General features: G+C 29.3%; 24 protein-coding genes and 1 other annotated feature. Of the genes, 1 reads left to right on the top strand and 23 read right to left on the bottom strand.

Annotation, left to right across the window (positions count from 1 at the left end):
• The first annotated feature begins 333 nt into the window (after window positions 1–333).
• On the top strand, window positions 334–1,653 hold the full coding sequence (locus TR13x_RS00535) for a D-alanyl-D-alanine carboxypeptidase family protein (RefSeq protein ID WP_054869931.1): 1,320 nt from the start codon (window positions 334–336) through the stop codon (window positions 1,651–1,653).
• Window positions 1,654–1,700: 47 nt separating this feature from the next.
• Here TR13x_RS00535 and TR13x_RS00530 read toward each other — a convergent pair whose 3' ends face one another.
• The 23 genes from TR13x_RS00530 to TR13x_RS00425 all read right to left on the bottom strand — a co-directional run bounded on the left by TR13x_RS00530 (window position 1,701) and on the right by TR13x_RS00425 (window position 20,924).
• A complete protein-coding gene (locus tag TR13x_RS00530; RefSeq protein WP_054869930.1) occupies window positions 1,701–2,081 on the bottom strand; it encodes a RidA family protein in 381 nt (126 codons plus the stop codon).
• 20 nt (window positions 2,082–2,101) lie between these two features.
• On the bottom strand, window positions 2,102–4,576 hold the full coding sequence (leuS, locus tag TR13x_RS00525) for a leucine--tRNA ligase (RefSeq protein ID WP_054869929.1): 2,475 nt from the start codon (window positions 4,574–4,576) through the stop codon (window positions 2,102–2,104).
• Between the two features lie 105 nt (window positions 4,577–4,681).
• Window positions 4,682–4,861, bottom strand: a binding site (T-box leader).
• 30 nt (window positions 4,862–4,891) lie between these two features.
• A complete protein-coding gene (rsfS, locus tag TR13x_RS00520; RefSeq protein ID WP_082394723.1) occupies window positions 4,892–5,245 on the bottom strand; it encodes a ribosome silencing factor in 354 nt (117 codons plus the stop codon).
• Between the two features lie 51 nt (window positions 5,246–5,296).
• The gene (yqeK, locus tag TR13x_RS00515) at window positions 5,297–5,821 is read right to left on the bottom strand and encodes a bis(5'-nucleosyl)-tetraphosphatase (symmetrical) YqeK (protein ID WP_255351298.1); all 525 of its coding nucleotides are present in this window, start codon (window positions 5,819–5,821) and stop codon (window positions 5,297–5,299) included.
• A 58-nt stretch (window positions 5,822–5,879) separates the two neighbouring features.
• Window positions 5,880–6,554: a nicotinate-nucleotide adenylyltransferase gene (gene nadD / locus TR13x_RS00510; protein WP_082394722.1), complete on the bottom strand. Its 675-nt coding sequence runs from the start codon at window positions 6,552–6,554 to the stop codon at window positions 5,880–5,882.
• Between the two features lie 103 nt (window positions 6,555–6,657).
• Entirely contained in the window at window positions 6,658–6,972 is a 315-nt protein-coding gene (locus tag TR13x_RS00505; protein WP_054869926.1) for a hypothetical protein, read from the bottom strand.
• Window positions 6,972–7,673, bottom strand: coding sequence for an N-acetylmuramoyl-L-alanine amidase (locus TR13x_RS00500; protein ID WP_054869925.1), 702 nt, complete (start codon window positions 7,671–7,673; stop codon window positions 6,972–6,974). The genes TR13x_RS00505 and TR13x_RS00500 overlap by 1 nt, the downstream gene beginning before the upstream one ends.
• A gap of 85 nt (window positions 7,674–7,758) precedes the next feature.
• A complete protein-coding gene (locus tag TR13x_RS00495) occupies window positions 7,759–7,959 on the bottom strand; it encodes a hypothetical protein (RefSeq protein ID WP_054869924.1) in 201 nt (66 codons plus the stop codon).
• Window positions 7,960–8,000: 41 nt separating this feature from the next.
• Window positions 8,001–8,177: a hypothetical protein gene (locus TR13x_RS11080; RefSeq protein ID WP_161802916.1), complete on the bottom strand. Its 177-nt coding sequence runs from the start codon at window positions 8,175–8,177 to the stop codon at window positions 8,001–8,003.
• Between the two features lie 56 nt (window positions 8,178–8,233).
• Window positions 8,234–8,524 (bottom strand): ribosome assembly RNA-binding protein YhbY, encoded by a 291-nt coding sequence (gene yhbY / locus TR13x_RS00490; RefSeq protein ID WP_054869923.1) that lies wholly within the window; start codon window positions 8,522–8,524, stop codon window positions 8,234–8,236.
• Window positions 8,525–8,535: 11 nt separating this feature from the next.
• Window positions 8,536–8,718 (bottom strand): hypothetical protein, encoded by a 183-nt coding sequence (locus TR13x_RS00485; protein ID WP_054869922.1) that lies wholly within the window; start codon window positions 8,716–8,718, stop codon window positions 8,536–8,538.
• A 24-nt stretch (window positions 8,719–8,742) separates the two neighbouring features.
• Entirely contained in the window at window positions 8,743–10,023 is a 1,281-nt protein-coding gene (gene obgE / locus TR13x_RS00480; protein ID WP_054869921.1) for a GTPase ObgE, read from the bottom strand.
• 120 nt (window positions 10,024–10,143) lie between these two features.
• Complete coding sequence (locus tag TR13x_RS00475) at window positions 10,144–10,902, bottom strand: Spo0B domain-containing protein (protein ID WP_054869920.1); 759 nt, start codon at window positions 10,900–10,902, stop codon at window positions 10,144–10,146.
• A gap of 96 nt (window positions 10,903–10,998) precedes the next feature.
• Complete coding sequence (gene rpmA / locus TR13x_RS00470; protein ID WP_054870434.1) at window positions 10,999–11,292, bottom strand: 50S ribosomal protein L27; 294 nt, start codon at window positions 11,290–11,292, stop codon at window positions 10,999–11,001.
• Between the two features lie 5 nt (window positions 11,293–11,297).
• Window positions 11,298–11,645, bottom strand: coding sequence for a ribosomal-processing cysteine protease Prp (locus tag TR13x_RS00465; RefSeq protein WP_082394721.1), 348 nt, complete (start codon window positions 11,643–11,645; stop codon window positions 11,298–11,300).
• An 8-nt stretch (window positions 11,646–11,653) separates the two neighbouring features.
• Window positions 11,654–11,965: a 50S ribosomal protein L21 gene (rplU, locus tag TR13x_RS00460; protein ID WP_054869918.1), complete on the bottom strand. Its 312-nt coding sequence runs from the start codon at window positions 11,963–11,965 to the stop codon at window positions 11,654–11,656.
• Window positions 11,966–12,143: 178 nt separating this feature from the next.
• Window positions 12,144–13,478, bottom strand: coding sequence for a GntP family permease (locus tag TR13x_RS00455; RefSeq protein WP_054869917.1), 1,335 nt, complete (start codon window positions 13,476–13,478; stop codon window positions 12,144–12,146).
• A 30-nt stretch (window positions 13,479–13,508) separates the two neighbouring features.
• Window positions 13,509–14,639 carry a glycerate kinase gene (locus TR13x_RS00450; protein WP_054869916.1) on the bottom strand — a complete coding sequence of 377 codons (1,131 nt, stop codon included), beginning with the start codon at window positions 14,637–14,639 and terminating at the stop codon, window positions 13,509–13,511.
• A gap of 125 nt (window positions 14,640–14,764) precedes the next feature.
• Window positions 14,765–15,913 carry a sugar diacid recognition domain-containing protein gene (locus TR13x_RS00445; protein ID WP_054869915.1) on the bottom strand — a complete coding sequence of 383 codons (1,149 nt, stop codon included), beginning with the start codon at window positions 15,911–15,913 and terminating at the stop codon, window positions 14,765–14,767.
• A 21-nt stretch (window positions 15,914–15,934) separates the two neighbouring features.
• Window positions 15,935–17,440, bottom strand: coding sequence for an Rne/Rng family ribonuclease (locus TR13x_RS00440; protein WP_054869914.1), 1,506 nt, complete (start codon window positions 17,438–17,440; stop codon window positions 15,935–15,937).
• Between the two features lie 11 nt (window positions 17,441–17,451).
• On the bottom strand, window positions 17,452–18,162 hold the full coding sequence (locus TR13x_RS00435; RefSeq protein ID WP_054869913.1) for a TIGR03936 family radical SAM-associated protein: 711 nt from the start codon (window positions 18,160–18,162) through the stop codon (window positions 17,452–17,454).
• Window positions 18,162–20,003 carry a TIGR03960 family B12-binding radical SAM protein gene (locus TR13x_RS00430; RefSeq protein ID WP_054869912.1) on the bottom strand — a complete coding sequence of 614 codons (1,842 nt, stop codon included), beginning with the start codon at window positions 20,001–20,003 and terminating at the stop codon, window positions 18,162–18,164. The genes TR13x_RS00435 and TR13x_RS00430 overlap by 1 nt, the downstream gene beginning before the upstream one ends.
• Before the next feature lie 36 nt (window positions 20,004–20,039).
• Entirely contained in the window at window positions 20,040–20,924 is an 885-nt protein-coding gene (locus TR13x_RS00425) for a M50 family metallopeptidase (RefSeq protein ID WP_054869911.1), read from the bottom strand.
• Window positions 20,925–20,928 lie beyond the last annotated feature (4 nt).

Here is a 20,928-nt window from a genome sequence, read left to right as displayed (position 1 = left end):
ATAATATCTTATTCTATATATTCTAAAAAAATCCTTTTTTTATAATCCATAGGAAATTATATTTCTCATTAAATTGTGGATAACTTAAAATATAATTTCCGTAATGGATTTCATCAAAATCTTCCTTAATTTGTTTAAATTGAAAATTTTGTTCTAATCCATAGGAAATTATATTCCTTACATTGCAATATAACTCTACTGCTAAAGTCCTAAAAAGCAAAAATATATATTTTAAAACAATGTATACCTTAAAAAATAAAATAATTTCTGCTATACTATAATATAGTTGATTAAATCGTAATTCTTTAAAAAACATAGACTGAGGTGATATCTGTGAGAAAAATCATAGCACTATTTGCAACAATCTTTTTACTAATAAACACACCTGCATTATCTTATGCAGATAAAAAATTAGATATTTCAGCAGAAGCTGCTATATTGATTGATGCTAAAACTGGTAAAATATTATATGAAAAAAATGCAAATAAACCAATGTTCCCAGCTAGTACTACAAAAATTATGACAGCAATTTTAGCTTTAGAATATGGAAATCTTGATGATACAGTAGTTATTGATGATAAAACACCTTATGAAATAAGTGGAAGTCACATAGCTTTAGAACCTGGAGAAATGATAACTTTAAAAGACCTATTATATGCATTGTTAATAGAATCTGCTAATGACGCTGCAACAACAATTGCAAAATACATTTCAGGTTCTACCGAAAATTTTGCAGAATTAATGAATAAGAAAGCTAAAGAAATTGGTGCTAAAAATACTCATTTTACAAATCCTCATGGACTACCAGATAAAAACCATACAACTACAGCGTATGATTTAGCAATGATGGCTAAATACGCAATGCAGAATGATACTTTTAGAAACATTGTAAAAAACTACAAATATACAATACCACCTACAAATAAAAAAGATGAACCTAGATATTTAAAATCAGCTAACAGACTACTTTATGGAACAGGCCCTGGTAATAAAATAGTTGTAGATGGTAAAACAGTAAATATAAAATATGACGGAGCAGATGGAATTAAAACAGGATACACATACGCAGCACAACAGTGTCTTGTTGCAACAGCTAAGAGAGGAGATTTAAGATTAATCAGTGTAGTTCTTAAAGCAAAGGGAACTAATGTTTATGTAGATACACATAAACTTTTAAATTATGGTTTTAATAACTTTACTACAAAACAATTATCTTTTAAAAATGAATTTATAAAAAATATTGATGTCATAAAAGGGGACAAGCCTTTTGTTACTGGTATAATAAATAAATCTGTTTTTTCTATAATTCCTGTAGGAAGAGAAAATGACATAGAAAAAAACATAATTTTACCTGATAAAATCACTGCCCCAATCACAAAAGATCAAGTAATTGGAAGAATAGAATATAAATTAGATGGTGAAGTAATTGCAACTGCAAATATTGTATCTGCAATGGAAATAAATCAAAAAGGAATTATTAGAGTTGTCGAAACAACGAATGGGAAATCATTATTTAAAAAATGGTGGTTTTGGTTTATTGTATTGTTTATAATATGGCGAATATTTATCGGTTATAGGAGATATAAGAGAACTAAAAGAAGAAGATTAAGAAGAGAAATTACTTTTAGCTATAATAACCGTTATAAATATTAGAAAAAATATTAGAAGCTGCGATATCGCAGCTTCTAATATTTTTTGTATTAAATTATAGCTATTGCTTCAACTTCAACATTGCCATCTTTAGGTAATCTAGCAACTTCAATACAAGATCTTGCCGGTTTATTTTCACAAAAATACTCTTCGTATACCTCATTTATTTTGCCAAATTGATTCATATCCTTAATATATAGAGTAACTTTAACTACATCATTTAAAGTTGCGCCACCTTCTTCAAGTACAGCTTTTAAATTTTCTAGAGCTTGCCTTGTCTCTTTCTTTATATCATCCTTAATAAGTTCACCTGTTTCTGGATTAATAGCTAGTTGACCTGATGTAAAAATCATGTTACCTGCTACTATCCCTTGAGAATAAGGCCCAATAGCTTTAGGCGCCTTATCAGTTGAAATTACTTTTTTATCCATTTCCACTCCTCCTCTTTATTTTACTTTGCAACTATATTAACTAATTTTTTAGGCACAACTATAACTTTTTTAACCTCTTTGCCATCTATAAAGCTTTTAACTCTTTCGCTATTTAATGCTAATTTTTCTAAGCTTTCCTTATCAATATTAGCATCAACTTCGACTTTATCTCTCACTTTTCCATTTACTTGAATTACTACTGTTATTTGGTCTTTAACTATAGCTTTTTCATCATACTCAGGCCATTTTTGCTGGTGCACACTTCCTTCATTGCCAACTGAATTCCAAAGTTCTTCAGTTAAATGTGGAGCAAAAGGTGCTAATAATAATATTAGATTATCAATTGCTTCTGCTAGAATAGCGCTCTTATAGTCACTAGATTCTGTATTATCCTTATATTTATATATTTCATTAACAAGTTCCATAATGCTGCTTATAGCTGTATTAAAGTTAAATCTATCTTCTACATCAATAGTCACCTTCTGAATTGTAGAATGTAAAACATATCTTAAATTCTTATCAGCTTTATTTAATTTATCAATATTGATTTCACACTTATTATTATATACTCCTTTTAACTCTTCTACTAACCTATATACTCTGTTTAAGAATCTATAACATCCTTCTACACCTTGGTCACTCCACTCTAAATCTCTTTCAGGTGGAGCCGCAAATAATACAAATAACCTTGCAGTATCAGCACCATAATTAGAAATTATTACTTCTGGGCTTACTACATTACCTTTAGATTTAGACATTTTTGCTCCATCTTTAAGTACCATACCCTGTGTAAGCAGATTTTTAAAAGGTTCATTTACTGGTGAAAGTCCCATATCATATAATACTTTAACAAAGAATCTAGAATATAAAAGGTGTAATATAGCATGCTCTACTCCACCTATATACTGATCTACCTTCATCCAATAATTCGCTTTATCTTTATTAAATGGTTCATTTTCATTTTTTGGATCAGTATATCTTAAGAAATACCATGAAGAATCAATAAAAGTATCCATAGTGTCGGTTTCTCTTCTTGCCTTTTTACCACACTTCGGACAGCTAGTATACATAAACTCCTTACTTGTTGTTAAAGGAGACTGTCCTTTACCTGTAAATTCTACATCTGTTGGCAGCTTTACTGGAAGATCTTCTTCTTTAACAGGTACTATTCCACAGTCATCACAATATACTATAGGTATTGGCGTACCCCAATATCTCTGTCTTGAAATTAACCAGTCTCTAAGCCTGTAATTTACAGTAGCTTTTCCAACTTCTAATTCTTCAATATATTTTGTTATTTTAATTTTAGCAGTTCTATTATCTAAACCATTGAATTTATCAGAGTTTATCATTACACCTTCGCCAATATATGCTTCTTTTAAATCATCCTCATCAAAATCTCCATCAACTGGTTTTATTACAGGTCTTATTGGTATGCTATATTTCTTAGCAAATTCAAAATCTCTTTGATCGTGACCTGGTACAGCCATAATAGCACCAGTTCCATAGTCTATTAATACATAGTTAGCAATATAAATAGGTATTTCTTCTTTAGTAACAGGATTTACAGCATATCTTCCTATGAAAACTCCTTCTTTTTCTGCAGTTGTTGAGGTTCTATCAATTTCTGATACATGTTCCATTTTCTTTTTAAATTCAAGTACTTCTTCTTCGTACTCTGTTCCCTTTACTAGTTCATTTATATATGGATGTTCTGGTGCCATTACCATATAAGTTACGCCATAAATTGTATCTGGTCTAGTTGTAAAAACCTTTAATTTTTTATCGTAATCTTTAATTTCAAAATCTATTTCAGCACCTTCACTCTTACCAATCCAATTTTTCTGCATTATTTTAACTTTTTCTGGCCAACCATCAAGCTCTTTTATATCTTCAAGTAATCTTTCTGCATAATCAGTAATCTTAAAATACCATTGTTCTAGTTCTTTTTTTCCAACAGGCGTATCACATCTTTCACAAGCTCCGTTAACAACCTGCTCATTAGCCAATACAGTTTCGCAAGAAGGACACCAATTTACAGATGATTTTTTCTTATAAGCTAATCCTCTTTTATATAGTTGTATAAAAAACCATTGTGTCCATTTGTAATAATCTGGTAAACAAGTAGTCGCTTCTCTATTCCAATCATAACTAAGCCCTAATCTCTTTAATTGTTTTTTCATTTCATCAATATTTTCTAATGTCCACTTGTTAGGATGTATACCATGTTTTATAGCTGCATTTTCAGCAGGTAGACCAAACGCATCCCACCCCATAGGATGTAATACGTTAAAACCTCTCATTCTTTTAAATCTTGCAAATACATCCCCTATTGAATAGTTACGTACATGACCCATATGTATTTTACCAGATGGATAAGGAAACATTTCTAGTACATAATATTTTTGAGCTTCATCTTCACTAGCTTTAAAAGCATTATTATTTTCCCATATTTCTTGCCATTTTTTCTCGATTCTACTAAAATTGTAAGCCATCATACCCCTCCTTCACTTTTTTATAAATGGCTAACAGCCATCATCTTATAGGCTATTACTAATAATAAACTATTATATAATAAAAAAACTTCTAATCCCTAATTGCTTAGGGACGAGAAGTTATCCCGCGGTACCACCCTAATTGGCTTGTAAGCCCACTCGTAGGTCCTATAACGGAGACCAACCATTTTCACATAAAGCAAGTTCAGTAAACGGTTATGCCAGTTCGCACCAACCACTGACTCTCTGAAATAACCTAATTTACCTACTACTCTTTATTTAATCCTTATTCTATTTACTTTATTATAGATAAATTTAAATTATATTGTCAATATCAATTTCTTTAGCATCTATCCACAGTCTATCTAAATTATAAAATTCTCTATCTTCTTTATGAAAAACATGCACTACTATATCGCCGAAATCAAGCAATACCCATCTACCTTCTCTATACCCTTCTTTACTAATTACATCATATCCTAATTGATACATTTTATCTTCAATTTCATCCGCTATCGCTATAACCTGTCTTTCATTATTACCACTTACAAATATAAAGTAATCTGCTATGGTTGTTATATTTGATATATCTAAAAGTTTGATATCAAAAGCTTTTTTGTTGTCTGCAGCTTCTAAAATTACTGATATTCTATTATCTATATTTGTCACTACATCAAACCTCCTAGCTGTTATAATCTATGTATTTTTTAAACTTTTTCTTTAGATTCTCTTAAGTAAAAAATTTCTCGCCTGCACAGTTTTAATATCTAATATCCATCCATTGTCTACAACATATTTTATCGTATTATTCATTGCCATCAGCACTGCTTTATCTAAATCTAAAAAAGCTAATTCTCTCAATATTTCTACTGATGGAAAATCTCTATTAGGTTCAATATAATCTGCTATATAAATAATTTTCTCTAATAAATTCATGTTTTCTTTACCAGTAGTATGATACTTTACTGCGTTTAATATTTCTAAATCTTCAATTCCAAATTCATATTTTGCTATTTCTGCACCCAAAGGACCATGAAGTAAAGCAATATTAACATCTTTGACATCATCATGAATTATACCAAATTCAAATGCCATTTTCAATAATTCTCTATCATTCTTAAGTTTACCGCAATCATGAATCAAACCAGCAAGTCGTGCTTTGTATTTATCACATCCATAAACATCAGCAAGTTTTTCTGCTGTTTCCATAACCCCAATGGAATGTATAAATCTTTCCTCATCAATATAGTGTTTTAGCTTTTTCTTTAATTCGTGTATTATAGTACATCCCTCCTATAGTTATTTACCTATACAATTTATTTTTATAAATATATCTTTCTACTGTTTCAGGCACAAGATACTTAATAGTTTTACCATCTCTTATTCTATCTCTTATTTCAGTAGATGATATTTGTAAAGATGTCACCATCGTAGTATATATTTCTACACCATATTCATTTTTTATTTCTTGTATTTTGCTCTCAAGCTTAGCCATTTCAAATCCCGGTCTAGTTGCCGCTATAAAATTGCATAGCTTTAATAATTCACCAATACTTTTCCAAGTATGAAGCTCGAAAATAGAGTCTGCACCGGTTATGAAATATAACTCTGCATTATTACATACTTTTCTTAACATTTTAATAGTGTCGATAGTATATGTAGTTTCTTTTTTTTCTATTTCTATAGTAGATACTTCAAAATAAGGGTTTGAAATCGTAGCTAATAACGTCATTATATATCTGTGTCTAGCAGAAGTTATTTTTTTATTATCTTTATGAGGAGGGTTTCCTGCTGGAATAAAAATAACTTTATCTAATTCAAACTCATTTCTAATTTCTTCTGCTATAACTAAATGTCCTATATGTATTGGGTCAAAAGTACCTCCCATTATTCCAATTCTTTTAAGTCCTCTACATTCTATATTTTTTTCATTATTTTTGTTTTTAAATGCTAATTCAGCAAACGTATCAATATCCATTTATTACACCTCTTACTTAAGTTATGATATTATATATTATTTTAAATAAACACATAAGTCAAATATTTCTTATCACAATTATTTATGAACAAAACTAGGAATATCAATTCCTAGTTTTAAATAAAGCTTCTAATTTATCTACTATAATCCTAGCCATAAGTTCGATATCTTTTTTAGTAAAACCTTTTATATTTTCTTTTTCAAGCTCTCTATAAGTTATATTTGTTATAGCCAATATAAGCTGTTCTTTATCTTTTGTATTAGCAACTTCTAATATATTTTTAGCAGTATCAATTAATATTTCTTGCACTTTTGCCTTTTCTTCCGAAGTAACTTTAAAATCTTTTATATAAGGTATTAACTTAGCAACTGCAATTCCAGCTATAAACGTGATTACAATTATTATTAATGTTTCCATTAGTCTTCCCCCTTCAACAAATCATATAATCTCATAATTAATGCAACACCCTGTTCTCTAGTCAAGTAGTCCTTAGGTTTAAAATTCCCTTCACCATCACCTTTAATTAAACCTAACTCTGCTGCTCTTTTAATATATTCATATGACCACATATCAGGAGTTACATCCTTAAATGGCATGTTATACTTCAATCTTTCATTAACAAGTTTCAATATTTCCCCCTTATCAACAAGCAGGCCTGGACATGTTTTATCACTATATTCTCTATGAAATACCAAAGTCGGCACTCTATCCTGTTTATTTTTTATATTTTGAATTATTGCAGCTATTAGTCTAACACTTGCTTCTAACTGTATGCCTTCTAATTTCTCTTCATCAAAATTACCGATATGTTCAATAGAAATTGCACCATTATTTCTGCCATATATTGATGCAGGACTTTTCTCTAAATCCCTTCCATCCCATATTGTTCCATCTGGTGCTACAGTGAAATGTTGAGCTATATCAATAAATCTTCTTACCTCGGTATGATATCTCCACATGCCTAGAATAATCTTTTCTTTATCTTCAGCTTGTACATAATCTTCCTTAGTTGGTTTCCATGTATGATGAAAATGTATTTCATAAATTTGTCTTTTGAATTCATATTTATCTAAAAACATTTCAATTTGCTCTATAGTATATTGTTTAAATCTCCTCATACCATCACCTTTCAAATTTTTTATTATATCTTCTCAATATATCTTATTCAAATATAAAAAAAAGGTACCATATTAAAGGTACCTTTTAATACAAGCTATTTTCATCAATTAACTCTTTCATCTTAGTTATTTCATTTTCATCGCTAGAAACTATTGTATCTATCTTTTCAGTTTCAAAATTTTTCAAATATGCTTTAAATTCACCATTTTCCCCATTTTCATATTTTATACACTTAAAGCCACTATCAAATAATCTTTCTAATTGTTTTAAATTTCTTTTTTCCATAGTATCACCCCTTTCACAAAAAAAGCAAAGAGATTGGCCTATTATTCCAATCTCCCTTTTCTACTATCATTCATGTTTGTTATATTTTTGCTTATTAATCCAGGTATGTTTGGAAACTCACCTACAACAACACCTGTAATGTTTTGAGCTTCCTTTATTGCATTATCAGCAACAGTGCTTTTCTTTACGTAATTATTCTTATCCATTCTATTATCCATATATAACCCTCCCGTTTTTTCAATATTTTATCCAGGGTTATATATATTTATTCATATTATGGAAGCTCTATTTTTTTACTTTCTTTAGATTCTCTATATAAAACAAACTTATTTCCTATACTCTGTACAAATTCTGAATTAGTTAATTTTGCAATTTCATTAGCTGTCTCTTTTGTTTCTAATAAACTATTATTTAATATTTTAACTTTAATAATCTCTCTAGCTTCTAAAGCATCATCTATTTGTTTTATTAAATTTTCAGATATACCATTTTTTCCTATCTGAATAATTGGATCTAAACCATTAGCTATACTTTTTAAATAACTCCTTTGTTTGCCTGTAAGCACCAAACCACTCCTTATACTTCTATTTCCTTCTTTGACTTTCTTCTATGAATTTCATAATCTTTGTTACCTTTTTTCCAGCCACTTCTAATTTTCTCTTGTGGTTTGTAATTAGAATTTATTACTATTTCTCCTTTTGCTATACAATAATATGTTGATTCGTTTAAATTACAATTTCCACAGTTAAAACACTCCATTTATTCTATTGCCCCTCCATCTCTTTAATCAAAAAATTCAAATTCGTAACCACATATACTAACTATCTCTCCATCTTTTATTCCTAACTTCTTCAATTCATCAACGATTCCCCGCTTTCTCATAACTTTTTGGAAATGCCTTAATGAATCTAAATCATCAAAATTAGTTGAATTAATTAGTTTCTCTATTGGATCACCTTCTACTATATATTTATCTCCCTCTTTCTTTACAATAACTTTATTTTTATTTTTATTAAATTCATAAAAATTAATATCTTCTACAACTTCAACTATCGGTTCTGGGTCTCCAATTTCCTTAAGTTTATTCCATATTGCATATTTGAGCTCGTCTAATCCCTTTGAAGTAGCAGCAGAGATTGGAATTAATTCAAGCCTAAGTTTATCCATTTCTTCTTTGATCCTAGAAAAATTTTCTCTTGCCTGGGGCAAATCCATTTTATTAGCTACAACAATTTGAGGCTTATCTGCAAGTTTAGGGCTATATTTCTTTAATTCCTCATTAATTTTATAGAAATCGTCAATTGGATCTCTTCCTTCTAAACCAGATGCATCTATTAAATGAACTAATAGTCTTGTTCTCTCAACATGTCTTAAAAACTCATGTCCTAGACCTACACCTGCATGTGCTCCTTCAATTAAACCTGGAATATCTGCTATAACAAAACTATTATCATCTGAAATTCTAACAACACCCAAATTTGGCGTCAATGTTGTAAAATGATAGTTTGCGATTTTAGGTCTAGCATCTGTTAAAGTGGATAACAACGTAGATTTACCTACATTAGGGAATCCTACTAGTCCTACATCTGCTAAAAGTTTTAGTTCTAATGTTATCCATCTTTCTTCTCCCTTTTCGCCTGCTTCTGCAAAACGAGGGGCCTGTCTTGTAGATGTAGCAAACTTAGCATTACCTCTACCACCACGTCCTCCTCTTGCAACAATGAACCTTTCTCCATTTTTAGTAAGGTCTGCTATAACTACACCAGTTTCTATATCTTTTACTATAGTTCCTGGTGGAACTTTTAAAATTAAATCTTTACCTTTTTTACCATATTGCTTCTTAGATTTTCCATTTTCGCCATTTTCGGCCCTATAGTGACGTCTATATCTAAAATCCATTAATGTCCTTATTCCTTCATCGACTTCTAAAATAACATTTCCGCCATCTCCACCATCTCCACCTGCTGGTCCTCCAGATGGCTCATATTTTTCTCTTCTAAATGCAACTGCTCCGTGTCCTCCATTCCCACCTTTTACAAAGATTTTTGCAACATCCACAAACATAATCATCATCCTTACTTAAATATTAATAATTTCATTATACCAATTCAATTAAATGTGTCAACTATATTTATATTATAAACAAATCTATATGAATTTATCTTAACCAAGATATAATTAAATCTATGTAGAAGTTAGTTCAGTTATACCAACTAAATCAATCCTGTACTTAATGCAATCGTCACTAATATCAACATTATGCAAAAACTCATTTTTATTTTCTAAATCAAACTTACCTTTTATAATAACTTCAAGTTTGTCTATATACTCTGAAATCTCTATATTTATTTCTCTATAATCATATTTATTGCATTCTAAAATTTTATCTATAACATATTCTAAACTTTTAGTTATATTTCTTAAATTATCTACTTTACGGTAAGAAACTTGACTAAAATTATTTACATTAAATACAAATATTATTCCATTATTATACGCCTCTTTAATTTTTCTTTCTAATAGTAAACAAATCGATGTTATTGTTAATTTATACACTTTACTGATACTTAATGCTATTTTTGATAAATCATTTATCTTTTTAATTGCCATATCATATTTGCCTAATTGCAAATATCCATATATAACTTGCAAAACATTCATCCAATCATGTCGTTGCTCTCTATTCAAGTTTTTTAATTTTCTCGTAAATTCTCCTTGAATTTTTAATATATTTTTACATTTCTCTTTACCAATACAAGACCTAGATTTACTTAATTCATATATCGACAGTATCTCAAATACAAAAAGAAAAAGTAGAATTAGAATTTGAGTAGTTTTATTAACATTATGATTTGTCAAAGTTAGACTAAAGTATATAAATAATACTAATAAACTCAATATATTAAAAATTAACCCCTTATTACCTCTAAATTTATTAATCAATTTTAAAAGACACCCTCCCCCTTGTGACTTTACCACTGTAGTTATTTTATCATAAAGAGTTATTTCGTGACAAAAAAACCTACCGATTTCGGTAGGTTATCTTGCTAAAGCTTCTTTTGGATAAACACTCACTTGTTTCTTATTCTTGCCTTTTCTTTCGAATTTAACTATACCATCAACTAAAGCAAATAAAGTATCGTCTCCGCCTCTTCCTACGTTATTACCTGGATGAATCTTAGTTCCTCTTTGTCTAACTAATATATTACCAGCTAGAACAAATTGACCATCAGCTCTTTTTACGCCCAATCTTTTTGATTCACTATCACGACCGTTTTTAGAGCTACCTACTCCTTTTTTATGAGCGAATAACTGTAGGTTCATCTTTAACATCATCTTTACACCTCCCCATATTCGAGAGTTAAGTAATCAGGATATTCTTCTAATAATCCTTTTATTCCAACTATCATAGTCTCAAATACTATGTCTGCCTTCAATCTTTTCTCTTTTGTTAAATTATTAGGTATAGTCACGCTTAAATGACCTTTATCTTCATCTATACAATATTTAATATCGTTTCTATCTATATCACAAACCTCATTCAATGCAATAAGTGCTGTCTGTGATAATACAGATATTGCTGCACATACTATATCTCTACCATACTCATCATAACCTGCGTGACCATCTACTTTATATCCCATTATACTTCCTCTTTTGTCTTTATAAACAGTCACTCTTGTCATAATTAACACTATCCATTAATCTTTTCAATCACAACTTTAGTGTATGGCTGGCGATGCCCTTGCTTTCTTCTGTAGTCTTTCTTAGCCTTATACTTAAATACTATTATTTTTTTAGCTTTTCCATGTTCTACTATTTTCGCATCTACTGTAGCTCCTTCAACGAAAGGCTTTCCTATTTTTACATCTTCACCATTTGAAACTAATAAAACCTTATCGAACTTAACAACTTCTCCTTCGTTTCCAGCTACCTTTTCAACAAAAAGAGTATCTCCTTCTTGAACTCTGTACTGTTTACCGCCAGTTTCAATTACAGCATACATTCCTTCACACCTCCTCTATCCTGTCTCGCCAATGCTAGGTACTAAGTTTTTAAACCTGCATTGTGCGGCTACCTACAAGTACAAATTCTATCAAATTCTTATCATTTTGTCAACCTAAAATTATTGATATATTAAAACAAGGTGGAACTTTATTAGTCCCACCTTGTTTTAATATATTTTATACAAGAATTATAGTTAATATACTAATGAAAATCATAGTTACTATACCTTGAAGTAACGTACCCATTGAATGTGTTTTATATGCTGTTGTTGTGTCTAGATTTGAAAATTGGCTTACTACCCAAAAATAACTATCATTTGCATGTGAGAAAGTCATTGCTCCAGCACCTGTAGCCATAACAACTAAAGCTTTTGCAATAGCACCATCTAGACCTAATGAAGGTAGCAATGGAGCTATAATAGCAGAAGTTGTAATTAATGCAACTGTAGATGAACCTTGTGCTGTTTTTAATGCTGCTGCAATAATAAAAGGTAAAAATATGCCAAGATTAAAATTTGATAATGTTTGACCTAAGTATTCTCCTATTGGAGTAGCTTTTAATATAGCACCAAATGCTCCACCTGCTCCTGTAATCATAATTATAGTAGCTGCATTTTTTAAGCCTTCTCCAACCCAACCGTTAATATATTTTTCATCCCAACTAGGTAATAGTTTAAATGATATAAATACACCAATTAGTAAAGCTACTGTAGGATCTCCTATGAAATCTAATATTGTCTTTAGGCTTCCATTTCCAAATATAGCACTAGGGAAATCAGCTATTGATTTTAATGTTATCAAAATAATTGGTATTAAAATAGGAGAAAAAGCTTCAAATGTTTTTGGTAACAGCTTTTCTTCTGTATTCACATCGATTTCTATATCAGGTTCTATCCAATAACGTGAACAAAATTTAATTGACCAAATATAACCGACTATTATTGCTGGTATAGAAGTTATTAACCCAAGTAATATTACCATACCTAAATCCGCACCAATTGTACCTGCAGCTGCAATTGGCCCTGGTGTAGGTGGTACTAAAGTATGTGTTGCATATAAACCTGTAGATAAAGCAACAGCCATAGTTGCCATTGAAATTTTTGATTTTTTAGCCATAGACTTATTTAATGAAGAAAGAATTACAAAGCCACTATCACAAAATACTGGAATTGAAACTATAGCACCTGTTAAAGACATTGCTAAAGCAGCTTTTGCCTTTCCCACTAATTTTAAAACTGTATTAGCAAGAGTTAATGTACCTTTAGACTTTTCAAGAATTGTACCAATAATAGTACCTGATATAATTACAATTCCTATATATCTTAGTATCCCCCCAAACCCATTTGTAACTGTTTTAACCACATCTAAAAGAGGCATTCCTGAAAACAAACCAACACCAAAAGCTGCTAATAGAAGAACTAAAAAAGGATGCAATTTTATTTTGGCAGTCATGAAAATAATAAATAATATTGAAAGCAAAAGTACTACTAATAATATAGGTCCAGTTAACATAACTCCTCCCCCTTTAATATAAAATTAGTTTTACTTCATTACAAAAACTTTAACTATTTGACTTGTTGTATTTTTTATCCACTCAGAAGTACATTCAATTGCATTTTCTAAAGTTGTTGGTTTTTGAATAATACTAAAAACTGCATCTATCCCCTCCTTTAACACTAAATTTGCATCATGTTCAACAGTACCTGCGATAGCTATTACCGGTATACCTAATTTTTTTGCTTCCTTTGCAACTCCTATTGGTGTCTTGCCATTTACTGTTTGCCCATCTATTTTGCCTTCACCAGTTATAACTAATTTTACTCCACTTAGTTTTTCTGCAAAATTATTTGCTTCAAGCACAATTTTAATTCCTGGTAATAGTCTTCCGCCTAAAAATGCAACAATTCCAGCACCTAGTCCTCCAGCAGCACCTGCCCCAGGTATATTCTGAACATCTATTCCTAACTGATTTTTAACAACCTCTGCAAAATGTTTTAGGTTTCTATCCAATAATTCAACTATTTCTTCATTAGCTCCTTTTTGTGGAGCATAAATGAAAGCTGCCCCATTTGGACCATATAAAGGATTTGTCACATCACAAGCTACTTTAATCTTAGTTTTCAGTATTCTTTTATCTAAACCACTAATATCTATTTCCTTTATTCTAATTAACTCCTTTCCACCAAATCCTATTTCTTCACCATTTTCATCTAAAAATCGTATTCCTAAAGCTTGTGCCATTCCAACACCAGCATCATTAGTTGCACTACCACCTATACCAATAATCAATTCTTCCACTCCAAAATCCAATGCATATTTTATTAACTCACCGGTTCCATAAGTAGTAGTTATCATCGGATTAGCCTTATCTTTTGGTACTAACGGCAACCCTGAAGCAGCTGCCATTTCAATTACTGCCCTTTTCCTATCACCTAAAATACCAAAAAAAGCATTTACAGGAGTTCCTAGTGGACCAGTTACTTTTTTATAAACAATTTCACCTTTATTTGCATCTACTAAAGCTCTTACAGTGCCTTCCCCACCATCTGCCATAGGTACTTTAATTACTTGTGCATTAGGCAAAACTTCTAATATTCCCTTCTCCATATATTTTGCAACTTCTAGTGCTGTAAGACTTCCTTTAAATGAATCAGGTGCGACTAATATTTTCACATTTTTCAACTCCTTATTATATTATGCTTATTAAAATTATATAAATAAAGATTTTTATTTACTACATACAAAAAATAAGAAAATACACCCTGTAACACAGAGTGTATTTGTATAAATTGCACATCTTATTTTAAATATAAATATATGTGATAAGCCCAAAGTAAAATAAACAAGTCTTTTGCTTTTTTAGGATTCAATCCAGTCATTTTTTTTATTCTATCTAACCTATATAATAATGTATTTCTATGTATAAATAATTTTTTTGCTGTTTTACTAATATTTAAATCATTCTCAATCAATGCTTCAATTGTATGACCTATTTCTTTTTCAGAGAAAATTTCGTTCAGATTTATATTTGCAAGATGTTTTATGTAATAACTCATTATATTTTTATCTATCAAAGGTAAAAAGAAATCATAATTCAGCTGATTTATGTAATATATCCTATTTTTATATACATAAGAAAGTTTTTCACCTACTTTTAAAGCATATTTTGCACTTTGGTAAGATAAATAAAGCTTTTCAAGTCCTTTTAAAGGCTGTCCAATACCAAAAAAAGGTTTATAATTTCTTTTAACCAATTCTTTTTCTAAACTTTTAGCTATTTCTAATATTAGGCTATTTACACTATCAGCATCATCAGACTTAAAAGCTTTAATAATTACTATAAATTCTCCTCTTATAAAGACACAATCATCTTCCTTAAAATCTAAATAATCATATAGCATTAATATTTTATTAGTTAAAGTTTTACAATTGTCAATTGTAGGTTTTACTAAAATTACACCTCTATAAATACCCGTTTTTATCTTTAAAAGCTCAGCTCTGTCTTTTATTACTTCCTTATCTTCAATACTATTACTTAATAATTGTTGATAAAAATTTTCTCTTGTTCTATTTTCAAGTTCTATTTGTTTATTTAAAAACTCTTGTTGCAACATTAGTTCAACAAAATTTTTCACAAGCTCACCATAGCTACTTACTTCGCTAACTTCACCTGTAATTCCTACAACCCCTATTATATTTCCATGAAAATATATTGGTAAATTAATTCCAGATTTTACTCCTTTATATAGATAAGTTTCTTGCTTCATAATTTTTATTGGTTTCTTTTCCTTAATTACATTAAAAGCTACTTCATGAAATGTATTTATCCTTTCACTGTCTCCACTTGCAATTATAATCCCTTGATTATTCATAATATTAATATTTTTTCCTAAAACATCCATGGTTTTATCAACAATTTTTTGAGCTAATTCATAATTTAACTTCATACATTCCCCTCCATAAAGGGACTATTTGCTTTTTATATTCTCATATAGTACTTTTATGTTCTCTAATTTACCCATGCTTCTTATTTTAACTTCCTTTAAATTAATACTATCTATATAATTTATGAAAATTTTAATTCCAAATTTGTCTTCAATAAGTTTAATATTATTCTCAAATTTAGAATCTATCGTTTCTTTATAAGATACATTTAAGTCAAAAATAACAGCACTTGAACTTGTATGAATTTTTATTCTCTTTATTTCTTTTTCTATATAATTTAAAATTGAACTGTCAGAAATAATTTTCCCTTTTCCTTCACAGTGAGGACAATTTTTATAAAGCTTTGAAGACAACTTCTTTCTATCTTTTTTTCGAGTCATTTCTAATAATCCTAATCTAGTCATTCCTAATATCGTTGTTTTCACCTTATCTTTTTTAAGCTCATTCTCCAAACAATCAATAACGTATTTTATATCTTCACTATTCTTCATATCAATAAAATCTATAATAATTATACCACCTATATTTCTTAACCTTAATTGTTTAGCTATTTCCTTTGCAGCTTCAATATTTGTTTTTAAAACTGTATCTTTTAAATTAACACTCCCTACAAATTTACCCGTATTAACATCTATTGAGGTAAGAGCCTCTGTTTCATCTATTACTATATATCCACCACTTTTTAGCCATACTTTACGTTCTAATGCATTCTTAATCATCGCTTCTATTCCAAAATGCTTGAAAATGTCATAACATTCGTCAAAATAATGTATTTTAGATTTCAAATGTGGCATTGTTGCATCAATTAGTTCCAAAATGTTCTTATACTTTTCTCTATCATTAATAACTAATCTCTGTACATCATCACCAAAAAAATCACGTACTATTCTATCAATTAAATCTAACTCTTTATATATTAACCTTGGTGCATATCCTATTTTACCTTCCCTTTTTATTTTCTCATAAAGTTTTATCAAAAACTCAATATCTTTAATAATCAACTCCTCTTGTACACCAGCACTTGCTGTCCTTAATATAACCCCCATATTTTCTGGTTTATTCTCTTCAACTATTTTCTTTAATCTATCTCTTTCTTCTTCCTCTATAATTTTTTTCGATATACCAATTTGATTTGTTTCTGGCATCAAAACCACATATTTCCCGGGTAAAGTAATATGAGTTGATATCCTTGGACCTTTGGTACCTATTGGTTCTTTTACTACCTGAACAATCAGTTCCTGACCAGGTTTTACAACATCTCTAATTGAAATATCTTTAAAACTTATATCTTCAAAGCCTAAAAGATCACTTGGTACAGCATCCTTAACATACAAAAAAGCATTTTTGTCCAAACCTATATCTACAAAAGCAGCTTCCATCCCTGGTAATACATTAATTACTCTGCCTTTGTAAATATTTCCAAGAAGTCTTTTATTCTCTTCTTCAATATACAATTCAACTAAATCTCCATTTTCCAGAATTGCTACTCTATTTTGATTTAACCCCATATCTATTATAATCTCAGCCATAAAATCTTCTCCTATTCACAATTTAAAGGTGACACTAAGTTACCATTTTTCTGAGAATATAACTCTAATCTATGGATTTTTATGCTATCATCTACTATTTCTATATTTCCAGTCTTATTTATTATGTCTATTATATATTTAGGCTTTAAATTACCTTTACTACCTGATTTTAGAGTTGTTCTAATTATAATTCTTTTATCTTCAACAACTAGCAAATTCAAATTTTTAATACTACTTCTTATATCAACTTCTTTAATTGTTTCTTTTTTGTTTTTTATTTTAACTTTTTTTATATAAATCTCATCTTTTTTAAGTATTTCTCTTATGCAATTTTCCATATCTTCTTTGCTAATACCATCAGTTGTACAAAACTCTATAACATAATCAGACCATTCTATTAGTGACATCAATGATTTACCAGTCTTTATATATTTACTAGAAAGAATTCTAACTCCTCTAGGTAATACATCATTAAGCCTTTTGATAAACTCATCTTTGTCAATATCGTTTTCTAACTCAACATCCATATATTCACCATCACTTGTTACCCCAATTGGAAGAGCTGTAGCCAATGAAAATTTTGGATGTGGATTAAAACCCTGACTATATCTTACTGGTATACCCGCTCTTCTAAAAGCTCTCTGGAACAATCTCATCAAATCTAAATGTGAAATATATTTCATTTCGTCCTTTTTTGAAAATTTTACTCTAATCGTACTCATCAACAAACACCACCTGTAAAGCTAATATTAATACCGCACCCAGTACAACCTTTCCTACAATCTCTAGTTAATATGCCATTTTTAGCCTTTTCATTTTCATTAATTAAATATTTTTTAGAAACTCCTACATCAATAAAATCCCAAGGCAGTATTTCATTATATTCTCTATGTCTATTTGCATAAAAGCTTGGGTCAATTCCTGCTTCTCTAAAGGTTTCCATCCATTTTTCATAATTAAAATAATCAGCCCATCCGTCGAATTTACAACCTTTTTGCCATGCTCTTATTAAAACTTTTGATAATTTTCTATCTCCTCTAGCAAAAACAGCTTCAAGAAAACTTAATTCTGGGTCATGGAAGTTGTAAGTAATCTTCTTATCTTTTATATTACTTCCTAAATATTTTTGTTTCTCTTTAAATGTTTCAATAGTATCTTGGCCAAACCATTGAAAAGGTGTAAATGGCTTTGGAACAAAACACGATGTACTAACTGTCACTTTTAAATTTCCTTTTCTTTTATCCTTAGGTAATCCAAAATAAGTATCTTTAACTTTATAAGCTAAATCTTTTATTCCAAGAATATCATCATAATTTTCATATGGAAGTCCTATCATAAAATACAACTTAACAGTAGACCAACCTAAATAAAAAGCATCTCTTACTGAGTTTATTAAGTCTTCTTCATTTATACCCTTGTTTATTATATCTCTAAGTCTTTGACTGCCAGCTTCTGGAGCAAAAGTAAGTCCTGTTTTACGAACTTTCTGTATCTCTTGAATTATATCAAGTGAAAAAGAATCAAGCCTTAAAGATGGTAATGAAAGACCTATCTTCTTATCTTTAAATTTATTAATTAAGCTCTTTACTAATTCTTCAAGTTTTGAATAGTCGCTTGTTGATAATGAAGATAAAGAAATTTCTTCATGTCCTGTTATTTCAACTAATTTTTGTGCATGATCTAATAGCTTATCTACACTTCTTTCCCTTACAGGTCTATATATCATTCCTGCTTGACAAAATCTACATCCTCTAGTACATCCTCTAAAAATCTCCAACATAACTCTATCATGTACTGTCTCAATATATGGAACTATAACTCTATCTGGAAAGTAAACTTCGTCTAATTTCTTAATTATTCTTTTCTTTATTACACTAGGATATCTTTGTGCTTTTGGTGTAAATTCTTTTATAGTACCATCTTGATTATATGTAACTTCATAAAACTTTGGTACATATACACCTTTAATTTGACTTACATCTTCTAAAAATTCTTCTCTTGTTCTATTATTTTCTTTCCATTTTTTATATGCTTCAATTATTTCTAATATCAGTTCTTCTGATTCACCAATTACAAAAAAATCAATTATATCAGCTAAAGGTTCTGGATTGTAAGCACATGGTCCACCCGCTATAATAAATGGATCTTCTTCTTTTCTATCTTTAGAAAGCAAAGGTATATGACCTAAATCTAACATATTCAAAATGTTAGTATAACTCATTTCATACTGCAATGTAAAACCTACAAAATCAAATTTATTTATTGGGTCTTTACTTTCCAAAGCGTAAAGTGGAATATTATGCTTTCTTAATTCATGTTCCATATCAATCCATGGTGCAAATACTCTTTCACAAAATACATCTTCCTCTTTATTTAAGAGGTTATATAATATATGTAGCCCAAGATGCGACATGCCAACCTCGTAAATATCTGGAAAAGCAAAAGCAAATCTTACCTTTACTTCTTTTGTATTTTTCTTATAGCTGTTTATCTCATTACCAATATATCTTGCTGGTTTTTCAACTCGTGAAAGAATTTTATCTAATGTATCTTTATTTATCATCTCATCACCCTTACTATTAAAATATCTAAATATATTCTACCACTTTTCCTTTTTATTTAGTAGCTTTTCTATAGTTATATCATAACCATATTTAATTACTCCCTCTATAATTTGCTTTTCATAAAGTGTTGCAATTACATTACCTTCCTTATCAATAACAATAATTATATGATACTTGTTAGGAAGGAAATTCTCAATAACTGATTTTATTTTCATATCATTTAAACAAATAATATGTTGTACTTTATATATGCCAGATTCTAACACTCTCTGATTTTTACAAAATATTTGTTTTAAGAAAATAAAAACTGCCATATTTTTTTCTTTCTTGGCAGCTATAATTATAAAGATAAAAAATAGAATCAAATAAATACCATACACATTTCTCATAAACAGCAATACACCAATAAGAATCATGACTACAGATAGTATATAGGTAATTTCTAAAACACATATTGTAGCTTTTTTTATTCCTAAATTTAAAGATAATATTGCTCTAAGTATTCTGCCACCATCTAAAGGTAAAATAGGTAATAAGTTAATAAAAGCCAAAATCATATTAGTCTTAATAAATAGAACAATAATCTGATTTTCAAATAAATATTTTTTCGTAAATATCAAAACAACAACTAATAAAACATTTATAGCTGGCCCAATGACAGCTATTTTAACTTCCTTTAACGGTTCTGTACCAATTAACCCTTCTATTCTTGCAACTCCTCCAAATGGAAAAAGTTCAACACAATTCACTTTGAAACCTAATTTAAATGCCAAATAAACATGAGCAAGTTCATGTATTAAAATAGAAAAAAATATTACAATTACTTCACTAAAATACCCAAGTATAAAATATAACACAAAAAGTATAAATAATAAATAATTTATTTTTATTTTAAACTGACCTATACGAAAAATTGTCATTTAA

The sequence above is a fragment of the Caloranaerobacter sp. TR13 genome, assembly GCF_001316435.1.
In the GTDB taxonomy this organism is placed as follows: Bacteria; Bacillota; Clostridia; order Tissierellales; family Thermohalobacteraceae; genus Caloranaerobacter.
Note: the sequence above shows the minus strand (reverse complement) of the source record. Positions and strands in the feature narration are given on the sequence as shown.

What these genes read in the sequence shown, in the direction of transcription:
- rpmA (WP_054870434.1), bottom strand. Translation starts at nt 11,292, where the DNA reads ATGTTAAAGATGAACCTACAGTTATTCGCTCATAAAAAAGGAGTAGGT.
- TR13x_RS00500 (WP_054869925.1), bottom strand. Translation starts at nt 7,673, where the DNA reads ATGAGGAGATTTAAACAATATACTATAGAGCAAATTGAAATGTTTTTA.
- TR13x_RS00440 (WP_054869914.1), bottom strand. Translation starts at nt 17,440, where the DNA reads ATGGCTGAGATTATAATAGATATGGGGTTAAATCAAAATAGAGTAGCA.
- TR13x_RS00465 (WP_082394721.1), bottom strand. Translation starts at nt 11,645, where the DNA reads ATGACAAGAGTGACTGTTTATAAAGACAAAAGAGGAAGTATAATGGGA.
- TR13x_RS11080 (WP_161802916.1), bottom strand. Translation starts at nt 8,177, where the DNA reads ATGGATAATAGAATGGATAAGAATAATTACGTAAAGAAAAGCACTGTT.
- TR13x_RS00445 (WP_054869915.1), bottom strand. Translation starts at nt 15,913, where the DNA reads ATGAAGTTAAATTATGAATTAGCTCAAAAAATTGTTGATAAAACCATG.
- TR13x_RS00430 (WP_054869912.1), bottom strand. Translation starts at nt 20,003, where the DNA reads ATGATAAATAAAGATACATTAGATAAAATTCTTTCACGAGTTGAAAAA.
- nadD (WP_082394722.1), bottom strand. Translation starts at nt 6,554, where the DNA reads ATGGATATTGATACGTTTGCTGAATTAGCATTTAAAAACAAAAATAAT.
- TR13x_RS00435 (WP_054869913.1), bottom strand. Translation starts at nt 18,162, where the DNA reads ATGAGTACGATTAGAGTAAAATTTTCAAAAAAGGACGAAATGAAATAT.
- TR13x_RS00485 (WP_054869922.1), bottom strand. Translation starts at nt 8,718, where the DNA reads ATGGAGTGTTTTAACTGTGGAAATTGTAATTTAAACGAATCAACATAT.
- TR13x_RS00505 (WP_054869926.1), bottom strand. Translation starts at nt 6,972, where the DNA reads ATGGAAACATTAATAATAATTGTAATCACGTTTATAGCTGGAATTGCA.
- rplU (WP_054869918.1), bottom strand. Translation starts at nt 11,965, where the DNA reads ATGTATGCTGTAATTGAAACTGGCGGTAAACAGTACAGAGTTCAAGAA.
- TR13x_RS00495 (WP_054869924.1), bottom strand. Translation starts at nt 7,959, where the DNA reads ATGGAAAAAAGAAATTTAAAACAATTAGAAAGATTATTTGATAGTGGC.
- TR13x_RS00530 (WP_054869930.1), bottom strand. Translation starts at nt 2,081, where the DNA reads ATGGATAAAAAAGTAATTTCAACTGATAAGGCGCCTAAAGCTATTGGG.
- leuS (WP_054869929.1), bottom strand. Translation starts at nt 4,576, where the DNA reads ATGGCTTACAATTTTAGTAGAATCGAGAAAAAATGGCAAGAAATATGG.
- TR13x_RS00425 (WP_054869911.1), bottom strand. Translation starts at nt 20,924, where the DNA reads ATGACAATTTTTCGTATAGGTCAGTTTAAAATAAAAATAAATTATTTA.
- TR13x_RS00455 (WP_054869917.1), bottom strand. Translation starts at nt 13,478, where the DNA reads ATGTTAACTGGACCTATATTATTAGTAGTACTTTTGCTTTCAATATTA.
- obgE (WP_054869921.1), bottom strand. Translation starts at nt 10,023, where the DNA reads ATGTTTGTGGATGTTGCAAAAATCTTTGTAAAAGGTGGGAATGGAGGA.